The 13,955-nt window shown below is 67.7% G+C and carries 14 protein-coding genes; 6 read left to right on the top strand and 8 right to left on the bottom strand.

All coding sequences use genetic code 11. From position 1 onward, the window contains the following. The first annotated feature begins 53 nt into the window (after positions 1-53). The gene (gene radA / locus NWF24_RS30565; protein WP_258351796.1) at positions 54-1,445 is read left to right on the top strand and encodes a DNA repair protein RadA; all 1,392 of its coding nucleotides are present in this window, start codon (positions 54-56) and stop codon (positions 1,443-1,445) included. A gap of 50 nt (positions 1,446-1,495) precedes the next feature. On the opposite strand, the gene NWF24_RS30560 is transcribed toward radA, so the two are convergent. Next, entirely contained in the window at positions 1,496-1,753 is a 258-nt protein-coding gene (locus NWF24_RS30560; protein ID WP_258351795.1) for a hypothetical protein, read from the bottom strand. Positions 1,754-1,904: 151 nt separating this feature from the next. On the opposite strand from NWF24_RS30560, the gene NWF24_RS30555 reads away from it, so the two are divergent. Then, positions 1,905-2,345, top strand: a complete 441-nt coding sequence (locus NWF24_RS30555; protein WP_258351794.1) for a glycerate kinase — start codon at positions 1,905-1,907, stop codon at positions 2,343-2,345. Here NWF24_RS30555 and NWF24_RS30550 read toward each other — a convergent pair whose 3' ends face one another. Beyond that, entirely contained in the window at positions 2,346-3,290 is a 945-nt protein-coding gene (locus tag NWF24_RS30550) for a LysR family transcriptional regulator (RefSeq protein WP_258351793.1), read from the bottom strand. 191 nt (positions 3,291-3,481) lie between these two features. Here NWF24_RS30550 and NWF24_RS30545 point away from each other — a divergent pair, with 191 nt between their 5' ends. Further along, positions 3,482-4,801: an MFS transporter gene (locus tag NWF24_RS30545; protein WP_258351792.1), complete on the top strand. Its 1,320-nt coding sequence runs from the start codon at positions 3,482-3,484 to the stop codon at positions 4,799-4,801. Between the two features lie 45 nt (positions 4,802-4,846). Then, positions 4,847-6,058 (top strand): M20 aminoacylase family protein, encoded by a 1,212-nt coding sequence (locus tag NWF24_RS30540; RefSeq protein ID WP_258351791.1) that lies wholly within the window; start codon positions 4,847-4,849, stop codon positions 6,056-6,058. A 15-nt stretch (positions 6,059-6,073) separates the two neighbouring features. Here the strand turns inward: NWF24_RS30540 and NWF24_RS30535 are convergent, their stop codons facing one another. Then, on the bottom strand, positions 6,074-7,075 hold the full coding sequence (locus NWF24_RS30535) for a recombination-associated protein RdgC (protein ID WP_258351790.1): 1,002 nt from the start codon (positions 7,073-7,075) through the stop codon (positions 6,074-6,076). 118 nt (positions 7,076-7,193) lie between these two features. On the opposite strand from NWF24_RS30535, the gene NWF24_RS30530 reads away from it, so the two are divergent. Both NWF24_RS30530 and NWF24_RS30525 read left to right on the top strand, forming a co-directional pair. Next, positions 7,194-8,147, top strand: a complete 954-nt coding sequence (locus tag NWF24_RS30530; protein ID WP_093053364.1) for a branched-chain amino acid transaminase — start codon at positions 7,194-7,196, stop codon at positions 8,145-8,147. An 8-nt stretch (positions 8,148-8,155) separates the two neighbouring features. Beyond that, positions 8,156-8,365 carry a zinc-finger domain-containing protein gene (locus tag NWF24_RS30525; RefSeq protein WP_130426560.1) on the top strand — a complete coding sequence of 70 codons (210 nt, stop codon included), beginning with the start codon at positions 8,156-8,158 and terminating at the stop codon, positions 8,363-8,365. Between the two features lie 22 nt (positions 8,366-8,387). Here the strand turns inward: NWF24_RS30525 and NWF24_RS30520 are convergent, their stop codons facing one another. From NWF24_RS30520 to NWF24_RS30500, 5 genes are all read right to left on the bottom strand, one after another. Then, positions 8,388-9,641, bottom strand: coding sequence for an O-antigen ligase family protein (locus NWF24_RS30520; protein ID WP_258351789.1), 1,254 nt, complete (start codon positions 9,639-9,641; stop codon positions 8,388-8,390). Between the two features lie 71 nt (positions 9,642-9,712). Continuing rightward, on the bottom strand, positions 9,713-10,912 hold the full coding sequence (locus tag NWF24_RS30515; RefSeq protein ID WP_258351788.1) for an ATP-binding protein: 1,200 nt from the start codon (positions 10,910-10,912) through the stop codon (positions 9,713-9,715). Positions 10,913-10,922: 10 nt separating this feature from the next. Then, positions 10,923-11,645, bottom strand: a complete 723-nt coding sequence (locus NWF24_RS30510) for a response regulator transcription factor (RefSeq protein WP_093053372.1) — start codon at positions 11,643-11,645, stop codon at positions 10,923-10,925. Positions 11,646-11,763: 118 nt separating this feature from the next. Continuing rightward, on the bottom strand, positions 11,764-12,606 hold the full coding sequence (locus NWF24_RS30505) for a beta-ketoacyl synthase chain length factor (protein WP_258351787.1): 843 nt from the start codon (positions 12,604-12,606) through the stop codon (positions 11,764-11,766). A 5-nt stretch (positions 12,607-12,611) separates the two neighbouring features. Next, on the bottom strand, positions 12,612-13,814 hold the full coding sequence (locus NWF24_RS30500; protein ID WP_258351786.1) for a beta-ketoacyl-[acyl-carrier-protein] synthase family protein: 1,203 nt from the start codon (positions 13,812-13,814) through the stop codon (positions 12,612-12,614). Between the last annotated feature and the right edge of the window lie 141 nt (positions 13,815-13,955).

Genomic DNA, 13,955 nt, shown 5'->3' with positions numbered 1-13,955 from the left:
TTCTTTCCAAGGCACCGCGTATCAGGGTTTGTGCGGACACCTAAACTCGCCGCATGGCCAAGGACAAAACACTTTTCGTCTGCAGCGAATGCGGCGGCACCAGCCCCAAGTGGCTCGGCAAATGCCCGAGCTGCGGCGCCTGGAACACACTCATCGAGCAGGTCGCGGGCGCGAGCAACGGGCCGGCCAACAATCGCTTCGGCACGCAGTTCGCGTCGCTCGCGGGCGCGTCGGAGCTCGCGACTCTTTCGGAAATCGAGGCGACCGACATCGCGCGCACGCCCACCGGCATCGACGAGCTCGATCGCGTGCTGGGCGGCGGCATCGTCTCGGGCGGTGTCACGCTGATCGGCGGCGACCCGGGCATTGGCAAGTCGACGCTGCTGCTGCAGGCAGTCGATGCGTTGCAGCGGGCAGGGCAGAACGCGCTTTACGTGACGGGCGAGGAAAGCGGCTCGCAGGTGGCGCTGCGCTCCAGGCGGCTCGGCCTCGATCACTCGCAGGTGCAGGTGCTGGCCGAGATCCAGCTCGAGAAAATCATCGCCACGCTTGACGCCACGCGCCCCGCCATCGCGGTGATCGACTCGATCCAGACGGTTTATTCAGACCAGCTCACCTCGGCCCCCGGCTCGGTGGCGCAGGTGCGCGAATGCGCGGCGCACCTCACGCGCTTTGCCAAGACCAGCGGCACGGCCGTGGTGCTGGTGGGGCACGTGACGAAAGAGGGCGCGCTCGCCGGCCCGCGCGTGCTCGAACACATGGTCGACACGGTGCTGTACTTCGAGGGCGACACGCATTCGAGCTTTCGCCTCGTGCGCGCCATCAAGAACCGCTTCGGCGCGGTCAACGAAATCGGCGTGTTCGCCATGACCGAGCGCGGCCTGAAGGGCGTGACCAATCCGAGCGCGATCTTCCTGAGCCAGCACCCCGAGCCGGTGCCCGGCAGCGTAGTGCTGGTCACGCTCGAAGGCACGCGGCCGATGTTGGTGGAAATCCAGGCGCTGGTCGACAACGGCGGCCCCAGCCCGCGCCGCCTGTCGGTGGGCCTGGACCGCGACCGTCTCGCCATGCTGCTGGCCGTGCTGCACCGCCATGCGGGCGTGGCCTGCATGGACCAGGACGTGTTCGTCAACGCGGTGGGCGGCGTGCGCATCAGCGAGCCTGCGGCCGACCTGGCCGTGATGCTGGCCATTACGTCGAGCCTGCGCGGCAAGCCGCTGCCCAAGGGCTTCATCGCGTTCGGCGAAGTGGGGCTGGCCGGCGAAGTGCGACCGGCGCCGCGCGGGCAGGAGCGTTTGCGCGAAGCGGCCAAGCTGGGTTTCAGCGTGGCCGTGGTGCCCAAGGCGAATGCGCCGCGCAAGGGCACGAAAGAGATCGAAGGTTTGACGATCCACCCCGTCGAACGCATCGAAGAGGCGATGGACGTGGTCCGCCGCCTCGATTGATCACCGGAAAAAAATGCCCGGCGCGCCTGTGACGCGCCGGGCTACCCTCCCTATCCCCCGATGTGTTTCGTGAACGCCGGTCCGCTGCTGGGTACGCATTGGCCGCTGCCCAACGTGGCCGGGTTCATCGTGTACTGGCACTCCGGGTCGCCGCTGCGGCTGCCGGTGGCGTTCGCCGCCACGCCGGTGCCTTGCGAGCCTGCGACCCGGGTTGCCTCTCCCTGAAACTGTTCGCGGCCGTCCATGCTGCTGATCGCCGTGCCGACGAGGGTGAGACGAACGAAGGTGACGGAACGCGGGATGGTCATACGCTTTTCGGTGGCCCGGGCTTGCTGTGCCCGTGAAGCGAAATGTGCCGCGTGGCACTCACGTGCCATGCGCTTTTCGGGGTGAGTACCGTCCAGCGCGCCCAGGGGTAGTCAGGGCCGCTACTTCGGCGCCTGCCCCGGGGCGGCGACAATGCGCGCCATGGATTTCAAGAAACTTCTGGTGCCCGTGGGCGCCATCCTTCTCCTGGGGCTGGCCTGGCGCAGCGGCGGTTGGGGCGGTGTTGCCCTGGCTGGCGGCGCGATCGTGATGTTCTTGCTGCTGCACTTCAACCGCGCGATGCAGGTGCTCAAGCGCGCGGCCGAACGGCCGGTGGGCTATGTGGCCAGCGCCGTGATGCTCAATGCCAAGCTCAAGCCGGGCGTGACGCTGATGCATGTGATCGCGATGACGCGCGCCCTCGGCGAGCTGCGCTCACCCAAGGACGAGCAGCCCGAGCACTACCGCTGGACCGACGGCGGCGGCTCGTACGTCGACACCGTGTTCAACGGCGGCAAGCTGCAGAGCTGGGCGATGACGCGGCCCGAAACGGCGCCCGAAGACGACAACAGCACGCAGACCCCCGCGGCCTGATCAGCCCGCGCCCGCCTTGCGGCGCGGCTGTCGCCACGGCGGATTCGCCTTCGCATGGTGGCGCGCTTCCTTCACGAACTCGGTGCACACGTGCGTCATGAGGTCGGCCGAGCGGTAGACCAGGAACACGTCGAAGTCCGGCAGCGCATCGGTGATCGGCAGCTTCTCCAGCAGGCCGGGCTGCAGCCGCAGCGGTCCCGCGCCATGGAAGACGAAATCCGACCACATGCTGATCAGGTCGGTCTGCGTGGCCAGCTGCAGGCCCAGCAGGTTCGAGGCGCTGTGCACCATGCGCCGGGGCATCTCGAGCCCGTGCATGCGCATCGTGCTCACCAGCGGGCTGCCGGCGTCGTCGACGGGGTCGAGCACCAGCCAGTCGGCGTCGAGCAGCGGCTGCAGCTTGCGCACGCGCCGCAGCGGGTGGCCGGCACGCACGCTCAGGTGCATCGCCACTGAAAAAAGCGGCTCCCACTGGAGGGCGCTGGTGCCCGGCCCGTTGCAGGTGGAGACCAGTCCCAGGTCGAGCCGGCCCTCGCGCAGGCCTTCGAAGATCTGCTGCGGCCGCAGCTCGAAGCCGCGCATCGCCACGTTGGGAAAGCGCTGGCGAAACGAAGCCATCGCATCGGGCAGCGGCCCGCTCGACGCCACCGCGGTGAAGCCGATGTTGAGCTGCGCCTCGTCGTGACCGCGGATCGCCTCGATGTCTTCGAGCGCATGCCGCAGTTCCTGCTCGACCAGGCTCGCGCGCTTGACCAGCGCCACGCCGTAGGCCGTGAGGCTCACGCCGCGCGTGGAACGCGACATCAGCGTCACGCCGAGTTCGCGCTCCAGTTCCGAAATGGTCTTCGACAGCGCGGGCTGCGTGGTGTGCAGGCTGCGCGACGCCTCATGGATGCTGCCGTGCTGTGCCACCGCCAGCAGAACGCGCAACTGTTGCAGCTTCATCGTGGTGCCGATCTCCCGAAAAAAGGCGTCTTGGTGGTTGTCCCGATGGCTTCCGGTGCCGGTTTATGACGGGGATGCCGTTTGGTTATCAGCATGAAAATTTGTGATTCTTTGCCACGGCGCTTTGCCTGAATACTCCGCCGCCAGAGGCCGATCCGGCCCCCCGCAACCTGTTCGTGGAGTGACATTAGATGAGCGAAGCCGCATTGCCCGCAAGCCCGATCCGGGGCCCTTCACCAGCCACCGCTGCTTCCGTGCAAGGCAAGGGAAGGCAGAGCCAGTTCCGCCTGATCGCCGCCTGCTCACTGGGCAATGCGCTGGAGATGTACGACTTCACCGTCTACAGCTTCTTCGCGCTGCTGATCGGCAAGCTGTTCTTTCCCTCCGACAGCCCGTACGGCTCGCTGCTGCTGGCCGTGGCCACCTTCGGCATCGGCTTCGTGATGCGGCCGCTGGGCGGCGTGATCATCGGCAATTACGCCGATCGCAAGGGCCGCAAGGCCGCGATGACGCTGACCATCGGCCTCATGGTGCTCGGCACGCTGTGCATTGCGTTCGCGCCCAGCTATGCGTCGGCCGGCGTGTTCGGCTCGCTGATGATCGTGGCGGGCCGGCTGTTGCAGGGCTTCTCGCTGGGCGGCGAGGTGGGTGCGGCCACGTCGATGCTGATGGAGGCCGGTGGCGTCAAGGGCAGGGGCTTCCGCGTGAGCTGGCAGCTGGCGAGCCAGGGCGTGTCGGCGCTGTTGGGCGCGCTCACGGGCGCCGCGCTGTACGCCGCGTTGCCGCAGGCGTCGCTCGAAAGCTGGGGCTGGCGCCTGCCGTTCCTGCTCGGCCTGCTGATCGCGCCGGTGGGGCTCTACATTCGCGCGCACCTCGAGGAAACGCACACCGCCGAGAGTCATGAATCCAGCCCCGTCGGCCGGCTGCTGCGCAACCACGGCGGCACGGTGCTCAAGGGCATCCTCGCCACAACGGCGGGCACGGCGACGATGTACCTCGTGGTTTTCTTCATGCCCACCTACATGATCCGCGTGCTGCACATGCCGCCGTCGCTGTCGCTGCTGTCGGGCTGCGTCACGGGCATCACGCTGTTCGTGGTGTCGCTGGTGGCGGGTCGGCTGGCCGACAGGCTGCCGAACCGCAAGCCGCTGGTGATCGGCTCGCTGCTGTTCAGTGTTGTCGCCGTCTACCCGGTGTTCTGGATCATCAGCCACTACCCGAGCGTGCCGCTGGTGCTGGCGCTGTCGGCGCTGCTGACCGCGAGCGTGAACATCGGCACCACGCCCATGTTCCTGATGCTGCTCGAAATGCTGCCGGCCGGCGTGCGCGCCAGCGGCATCTCGGTGATCTACAGCGTGGGCGTGACGGTGTTCGGCGGCTCCTCGCAGTTCATCGTCACCTGGCTGCTCGCGAAGACGGACAACCCGATGTCGCCGGCCTTCTACATGATGGTCTGCGGGGTGCTGAGCCTGTGCGCGCTGCTGAGCCTGCGCGAACGCAAGGCCGATTGATTAATTGATTGATCGAAGAACTTCACCGAGAACGAACCTTTTCACATGACCCGCGAACTCAGCCCCCAGACCACGAAGCTCCTGTCCCGCCTGCTGCCCCAGGCCGACATCGACACGCAGGCCTTCGTCGACATCCGCCGCCAGATTCACGCGAACCCGGAACTCGGCTTCGAGGTGAGCGCCACCAGCGAACTCGTTGCCAACCTGCTGCGCAGCTGGGGCTACGAGGTGCACGCCGGCATCGGCAAGACCGGCATCGTGGCGCAACTCAAGGTCGGCAGCGGCACGCGCCGCCTCGGCATCCGCGCCGACATGGACGCACTGCCCATCGCCGAGGCCACCGGCCTGCCGTATGCGAGCCGCAACCCCGGCCGCATGCACGCCTGCGGGCACGACGGCCACACTGCGATCCTGCTGGCTGCGGCCAAGGCACTGGCGACGGCGCGCAACTTCGACGGCACACTGAACCTGATCTTCCAGCCCGACGAAGAAAACCTCTGCGGCGCGCGCGCGATGATCGCGGACGGCCTGTTCGAGCGCTTCCCCTGCGATGCGGTGTACGCGCTGCACAACGCGCCGGGCGTGCCGGTGGGCACCGTGCTGGCGGTCGAAGGTCCGGTCACGCTGTCGTCCGACGTGGCCGACGTCACGATCAAGGGCGTGGGTGGACACGGTGCCATGCCGCATCGCGCGCGCGATCCCGTCGCGGCAGCTGCGGCGGTGGTGACGGCGCTGCAGACGGTGGTGGCACGCAACGTGGCACCTGACGACACGGCGGTGGTGTCGGTCGGTTTCATCCGCGGTGGTGCCACGCACAACGTGATTCCGCAGTCGGTGTCGCTTGGCTTGAACGTGCGCGCGGCGCTGCCCGAGACGCGCGCGCTGGTCGAGCAGCGCATCCGCGAGATCGTGAGCCTCACCGCGCAGGCACACGGAGTGGAGGCCGAAATCGACTACCGCCAGTTGGTGCCACCGGTGGTCAACACAGCGGCCGAGACGCAGTTGATGGCGCAGGTCTGCGCCGAGCTGGTGGGCGAGGCGAACGTCATCACGAAGGTGCCCCGGGGCTTCGCGGGCAGCGAGGACTTCGCGTGGATGCTCGACGCGCTGCCGGGCTGCTATCTGCTGCTCGGCAACGGGGAGGGCGAGTTCGGGGGCTGCATGGTGCACAACCCCGGCTATGACTTCAACGACCAGGTGCTGCCGCTCGGAGCCGCATGCTGGGTGCGACTGGCGCAGACCTACCTGGTCGCCTGAGCTGCTGAAGGCGCGTCAGAACGGCGCGTCTTCTTCCTCGGGGGCATCGGCCGGCACCGTCGTCGTGGGCGCGGCTGCCACAGCAGGCTTCGGCGCTTCGTCGGGCAATGCCGCCGAGAACGCCGCCTCGCCACCCAGCGCGTCCAGCAGCGCCGGCACCAGCTGACCCAGTTCGCCCGTGGCAATCGCCACGTCGGCGTCGAAGTTGTCTTCCTTCTTGCCGCCCGCGGCGCCGTCGCCCGTGCCTTCGAGGAAGGTGATCTTGCGGATCAGCATGCCGTGCGTCAGCTCGAAGGACACGCGGTCGTCCCACGTCAGCGCGAGCCGCGTCGGGCGCTTGCCGTCGGTGATGTGCTGCTTCACCTCGTCGATGTCCAGCGGGTGCTTGGCATAGCGCACCACGGCCTTGGAGTCGTCGGAGGCCTTGAGCTCGCACTCGCGGTCGATGGTGAAGCCGGCCGGCGGCTCTTGTGTCAGCAGCCAGTTGGCCATGGCGGCGGCGGGCTCGATCTGCGTGTTGATGAGGGCCACGGCAAAGCCGTCGAGCGATTTCACGAGGCTGGTGACCACTTCGTCGGCGCGCGCGGCGTTGCCGCTGTTGATCACGAGGCGGTTCTCGGCCTTGTCGATCCACACCGCCACGCGCGCACTGCGCGTGAAGGCCATGGGGAGCAGCTCCAGGGTGATGTCTTCCTTGAGCTCCTTCTTTTCCTTCTTGCCGGGCTTGCGGCCGGTGGTGGCCTCGATTTGCGCGCAGCGCTCGTCGAGCTTGCGGCGTACCACGGAGCCGGGCACGGTCTTGCTCTCGATCATGTATTCGACAAGCCACTGGCCGTCGATGGATTCGACCAACGGGCCGTTGGCTTCGCCGCGGGGCTCGACCCAGCCGGCGGACTTTTCCTGCGAGGGGCCGCAAGGCTCGAAGCGCTGCTTGCCGAGCCCTTCTTCAGCCTCGGCCAGTGTTTGGGACCAGGCAGGTTCGATGCGATAGACGATGACGTTCTTGAATACGGACACGGAAACCCTTTTTCCACTGGTTTGCACAACCGGCCATTGTCGGGCACCCCGTTCCGGGCTCGGCCGTAAAATCGAAAGCTTTTGCGACTTCCCCCATCGCTTCCAAAGGAATCAGGAAATGAGCTCGATCCCCCCCTCGCTGGACGACCGTGACGGCAAGATCTGGATGGACGGCGAACTCGTGGACTGGCGCGACGCCAAGATCCACGTGCTGAGCCACACGCTGCACTACGGCTGCGGCGCCTTCGAGGGCGTGCGCGCCTACAAGACGGCGGACGGCGGCACGTCGATCTTCCGCCTGGCAGAGCACACCGAGCGCCTGTTCAACAGCGCCAAGATCCTGCGCATGAAGATCCCGTTCACGCCCGAGCAGCTCAACGAGGCCCAGAAACAGGTGGTGCGCGAGAACAAGCTCGAAAGCTGCTACCTGCGCCCGCTGATCTGGATCGGCTCCGAAAAGCTCGGCGTGAGCCCCAAGGGCAACAAGATCCACGCCATGGTCGCGGCCTGGTCCTGGGGCGCCTACCTGGGCGAAGAAGGCATGAAGCGCGGCATTCGCGTGAAAACCTCGAGCTACACCCGCCACCACGTCAACATCACGATGACGCAGGCCAAGACGGTGAGCAACTACACCAACTCGATCCTGGCCAACATGGAAGCGCTGGACGACGGCTACGACGAGGCGCTGCTGCTCGACGCGAGCGGCTTCGTGTCGGAAGGCGCGGGCGAGAACATCTTCGTGGTCAAGGGCGGCGTGGTCTACACGCCTGACCTGTCGGCCGGCGCGCTCAACGGCATCACGCGCAACACCATCCTGCACGTGTGCAAGGACCTGGGCCTGGAGCTGGTGCAAAAGCGCATCACGCGCGACGAGGTCTACATCGCCGACGAGGCCTTCTTCACCGGCACCGCCGCTGAAGTCACGCCCATCCGTGAACTCGACCGCGTCGAGATCGGCAACCGCGGCGACGGCGGCGCCCGTGGCCCGATCACCGAGAAAATCCAGTCTGCCTTCTTCGACATCGTGAACGGCAAGAACCCCAAGTACGCCCACTGGCTCACGAAAGTCTGAGAAAACCCATGTCCACCAATGCAGTCGTCGAACTCCTGGCCAAGGAGCTCAACCATCAGGGCGGCGTGTTCTGCCCCAGCCCCAAGGCCGACATGAAGCTCTGGAACAACCACCCGAAGGTGTACCTCGACGTGGCGCGCACCGGCGAGGCCAAGTGCCCGTATTGCGGCACGGTGTACCGGCTGAAGGCCGGCGAGACGGTGTCGGCGCGGCACTGAGCCGGGCTGACGCAACCGTCCTTCAGGCAGTCTGAGGGGCGGTTTCTTTTTTGCGCCAACGCGACGGCAGCAGGTCGCGCCACGGATCCGGGTCTTGCTTCTCCTGCGCGAGCCGCAGGTAGATCATTGCGATGAACAGCAGCGCCAGGCCGATCTGCGCGTCGCGCATGGCCGAGTTCACGCTCGATGCAATCAGCGCGATCAGCGTGGCTGCCAGCGCATAACGGCCCGCCATGTCGGGCCGTTTCCACGCCTGCCAGACGGCGGCGACCATGATGACCAGCAGGCTCAGCAAGGCCGGCAGCCCGCCCTGCGCGCCGACCCATAGAAAGTCGTTGTGCGGCATGTTCGAGTCGGCGAACAGCGCCGGGCCGCGCTTGTGCCACTGCTCGGTCCAGCCGCCGATGCCCCAGCCGGTGAGTGGGCGGTCGGCAATCATGAGGCCCGTGTCCTTGTACATGTAGTAGCGGATGACCCAGCTGCCCTTGAAGATGGCGCCGGCCTGCGCCTCTTCGATTTCCTGCACGCCGGTTTCGACCTTGTGCTGAAGCTGCGGCAACTGATACAGCCCGGCCCCCAGCACCACGGTCCCGAGCACCAGTGCGCTCACCAGCATCTTCAGATGGTTGCGCCACTGGTGGATGCACACCACCGGAATCACCAGAAGGAGGGCAAGCACCGAGGTACGCGAAGTCAGCGGCAGCGCCACCACCAAGCCCAGCCCGAGCAGCAGCACGAAGGCCGGAATGGCACGCAGCGGCTTGTGCGCGGCGATCTGTGCAATGCCCCACACGGCGGCGGTGGACGCCACCACGCTGAACAGCAGCGCGTTGCTGATCGACTTGTTGCCTACCTCCATGACCACCGCGCGCAGCGGCGACCAGATCGGAAAGCCGATGGCGTAATAGGCCACGATCAGCAGGATATTCAGCGCCGCGACCAGCAGGAAGCCGCGCAGCGCCCATATCGCTTCTTCGCGCGTGAGCGCCATCGCCATCAATATCGTGAGGCCGATGCGCACCCCGTGGAACAGGTTGGAGCCGGTTTCGGGGTAGTGCCGCCCGAAGGCCAGTACGAGGAAGGTCCAGGCCAGGTACGCCACCACCGGCCACCACAGCGGGTTGGCGCGCAGCCGCGCGTAGCGCTCGCGCAAGCCGCCGGCCACCAGCATGGTGAGCAGCAGCAAAATGGCCGAAAGGTAGGTGACGCCGACCGGCATGAACACCACCAGCCCCCAGAACATGGCCGCGGGCCGAACGATGTGCGATCTCTGCATAGGGGCGGGATTTTAGGTTGGCATCTGGGAGCCAACCTGACCACGGCCCTGCGCGGGCGAGGGTGGCGTACTCAGTGCCCGCGCGCTGCGGCCGGCAGCCGGATCACGAAGCTCGCGCCGCCACCGGGCCGGTCTTCGCAGCGCACGGTGCCGCCGTGCCGTTCGGCGATCGACTTCACCAGCGCCAGCCCCAGGCCCACGCCGCCGTTGCGCTCGCTGGCGCCTGGCAGGCGGTAGAAGGGCTCGAAGATGCGTTCGCGCAGGGCCGTGGGCACGCCGGGGCCACGGTCGTTGACGCGCACGGTGGCGTAGCCGTTGGCACTGCCCAGCTCCACCGCGATTTCGCCGGCGCCGTAGCGGCGGGCGTTTTCCAGCAGGTTGCGGATCGCCCGGCGCAGCAGGCGCGACACGCCGGGCACGGTGAGCGTGGCGTTGTCGGTGCCTTCGGCCAGGTCGAGTTCGGCGTTCACCTGCGAGCACTCTTCGGCCGCCAGGCCGGTCAGGTCCACCGCCTCGATGGTGCCCATGTCGGCCTCGCTGGCGTCGAGCCGGCTGGCCAGCAGAATCTCGTCGATGAGCTGGTCGAGCTCGCCAATGTTGCGCGAAATTTCTTCCCGAGCGGCCGGGCTCGGGCGCTCGCCCATCAGCTCCAGGCCCATGCGGATGCGTGTGAGCGGCGAACGCAACTCGTGCGAGGCGTTGGCCAGCAGCGATTTGTGCGAACGCACCAGTTGCTCGATGCGTTCTGCCGACGCGTTGAATCGTTTTGAGAGATCAGCCACTTCGTCCTGCCCTTCTTCGGTCACCCGCACCGAGAGATCGCCCTCGCCCCATCGCTGCACGCCGCGCTGCAGCGATTCCAGCCGCTGCGTGATGCGCCGCACGATCGGGTACACGCCCAATGCCACCGCCACGCCCACCAGCGCGATCATCCAGCCCAGCCCGAAGGGCGTGCGCCACGGCGCGAAGCCGCCGGAACCGGTGGGCCGCTCGCGCGGCGCCACGCGCAGCGTGATGGCCTTGCCGTCGCTGAGCGTCACGTCGAATTCCAGGCCCTGGCCCGGTACGCGCAGGGCGGTGCCCGCGCCGATCGGCTTGTCCTGTGCGTCCAGCACGACCACGTTGCGCGGCACCGGCGCCAAGCGCTCGCGCTCGGCTTCGGCCGCTTCGCGCACGATCCAGTTGGCCATCAGCGTGAGGATGACGACGCCACCCACCACCGCGAGCCAGATGCGGACGTAGAGGTGGCGTGAATAAAGGCTGCGCAGCATCGGCAGCCGCTCAGTCTTGTTGCTTGGCGAACACGTAGCCCACACCGCGCACCGTGAGGATGCGCTTTGGGTTCTTCGCGTCGACTTCTATGGCCGCGCGGATGCGGCCCATGTGCACGTCGATGGAGCGGTCGAAGGCTTCGAGCTCGCGGCCGCGCACGGCCTCCATGATCTGGTCGCGCGTGAGCACGCGGCCCGCGCGTTCGGCCATCGCCACCAGCAGGTCGAACTGGTAGGAGGTGAGATCGGCCAGCGCGCCGGCCACCGACACGGTGCGTGCATTGCGGTCGATCTCCAGCGTGCCGAAGCGCATCACCGTTGAGGCTTCGGCCTCGGTGGCGTTCTCGCTGCGGCGGCGCAGCACGGCGCGGATGCGCGCCAGCAGCTCGCGCGGCTCGAAGGGCTTGGGCAGGTAGTCGTCGGCGCCGATCTCAAGGCCGATGATGCGGTCCATCGGGTCGCCCTTGGCCGTCAGCATCAGCACCGACACCTTCGACAGCGGGCCGGGCAGCGCGCGGATGCGGCGGCAGACTTCGAGCCCGTCGGTGTCGGGCAGCATCAGGTCGAGGATCACCAGGTCGGGCGCGTGCTGCTGCAGCTGCTCGAGCCCGGCGGCGCCGTCGCCGGCATGGTTGAACGCGAAGCCCGACTGCGTCAGGTATTCGCCCACCATCTGCGCCAGGCGGGCGTCGTCTTCGATCATCAGGAGTTGGGGGGTGCTCATGCGCTTCATGGTCGTCCACAGGGAGCAAGCAGGCTTGAACGCTCCGTAAAGTTGGGTAAACCTCGAATATCCCTGTCAACCGGCGATGCTGCGAAAAGCATAGCGCCGGGGGCAGGGGGCACGGTACTCAGCCCCGGCTGTGCGGCCTCAGCTGCAGCCGCAGCGACAGCGTGGGAGACAGCGGCAGGTCGATGGGGGCCGAACCGTTGGCATTGTCGATGTGCGCCAGCGATTCGAACAGCGGCAGCGCCTGTGCCATGGGGTTGATTTCGGCGAGCGACTTCGCGGCCTCCGAGCGCGGCGGCGTGGCGGTGTTGTTGTTCTCGCTGCTGGCCAGCGACCAGTCGAGCGCCGCCACGGTCCGTTCGGTCGGTTCGCTGGCGAGCACCAGCGCCAGCGCCAGCAGGCCGCGGCTGTCGGTGACGGAGGTCAGCGCGCCCACCGTGGGCGCGTCGTAGCCCACCAGCAGCACCGGCTCCTGGTCGCAGGCGCATTGCACCGCAGCTTCGAGCAGGCCCGAGGCAAAGCTGTGCTCGTAGGCCGAAACCGCGTTGCTGGCCGCCATGCAGCCGGTGCCGATGGTCCAGTAGCCCACGGCCGCGTTGTGCACCGAGTTGTGGAACTTGGTGGGCGACAGCATCTTCGGGTCGCCCGCGAGCGTGCTGCACATGTAGTCGTTGATCGACAGGTCGCCGTGCGCCGACGTGAACACGCAGGGCACGTCGGCTGCGTTGCGGCCCGAGCCGGCCAGGGCGGCGGCCGCCACCTCGAGCGCCAGCGCCACGGTGTCGGGCGCGCGGCGGCGTTCGGCCGGAGCCAGCACCTGCGGCGACGGGCGCTTGGCGGGCGGGTCGGACAGCGTGCCTTCGCCGCGGAAAGCGGCGCGCGCGGCCTCCCAGCCGGGCAGCGTGGGCGTCCAGAAGGCGGGGCCTTCGATGTAGAGGGTCGGGGGCGTGGGGGCTTGGTTCATCTCGCTCATGCCGCTTTGCCGAAAACGAGCGAACAGTTGTTGCCGCCGAAGCCGAACGAATTGGTCAGCGCATAGCGCACCTCGCCGCGCGCCGGTTCGAGCCTGATCTGCGGGCCGAAGCCTTCGTCCAGCGTGTGGGTGTTGACGGTGCCCGGCATCACGCCGCGCTCGATGGCCAGCAGGCTGATGACGGCCTCGACGATGCCCGCCGCGCCCAGTGTGTGGCCCATGAAGCCCTTGGTCGAGCTGGCATGCGTGCGTGCCGGGAAGCGGCGCGCCACCAGCGCGCCCTCGACCTCGTCGTTCTTCTGGCTCGCGGTTCCGTGCATGTTGATGTAGTCGATGGCCTCGGGCGTGAGGCCGGCGCGCGCCAGCGCCTCGTCGAGCGCGCGCTCGGCGCCCAGGCCCTCGGGGTGCGGCGTCGACATGTGGTGCGCGTCGCTCGCCTCACCGTAGCCCAGCAGGTGCAGCGGCGCGGCATCGGCGCCGGTCTGCACGCGCTCGACCAGCGCGAAGCCCGCGGCCTCGCCGAGGCTGATGCCCTTGCGGGTGGCGTCGAAGGGCCGGCACGGCTCGCTCGACACCAGTTCGAGCGAGTTAAAGCCGAACAGCACGCTGCCGCACAGCGTGTCGGCCCCGCCGACCACGGCCGCGTCGGCCAGGCCCAGGCGGATCAGCCGCTCGGCCGAGGCGAACACCTTGGCGCTCGACGAGCAGGCGGTGGAAATGGTCTCGCTCGGGCCACTGATGCCCAGCACCTGCTGCGTGAACATGGCCAGCGAGTGCGGCGTGTGCACCGCGGCGCGGCGCTGGTTCACCGGGAACATGCCCTGCTCGTCGAGCTGGGTGTAGGCCAGCTCGGTCTCGCCGATGCTGGCGGTCGAGGTGCCCAGGATCAGCGCGATGCGCGAGGCGCCGTACTTTTCGCGCGCGGCAGCCACGGCCTCGATGAAGCCGTCGGCATGCAGGCCCAGCCAGGCGAGCCGGTTGTTGCGGCAGTCCCAATGGGCGAGGGATTCGGGCAGGCGGATCTCCTCGAGGCCGTCGACGCGGCCGATCCAGGTGGGCAGCGGTGCATCGCCGAAGTCATTGGCGCGCAGCCCGCTGCGCGAGTGGGCGAGCGCGTCGGCCAGCACGTCCTTGCCGACACCGACGGCGGAGGTCGCCGTGTAGGCGCTGATTTGGAGAGGAGAAATTCGGGACGGCACGATCTTGTAGGGGCTTGCTGGCTGGCTCGCGGACGATGGGTGCGCAGGAAGAGGGCGCAGGAGGGAAAGGAGAATGAAAGAAACGAATGTATACCGGCACAGCCTACCAGTTGCGCGGCGCGTGCAGCGTCGGCTGTTTCC

This window comes from Variovorax paradoxus (assembly GCF_024734665.1).
In the GTDB taxonomy this organism is placed as follows: domain Bacteria; phylum Pseudomonadota; class Gammaproteobacteria; order Burkholderiales; family Burkholderiaceae_C; genus Variovorax.
The sequence above is the reverse complement of the archived record's forward strand: the minus strand, read 5'-3'. Positions and strand labels throughout refer to the sequence as shown.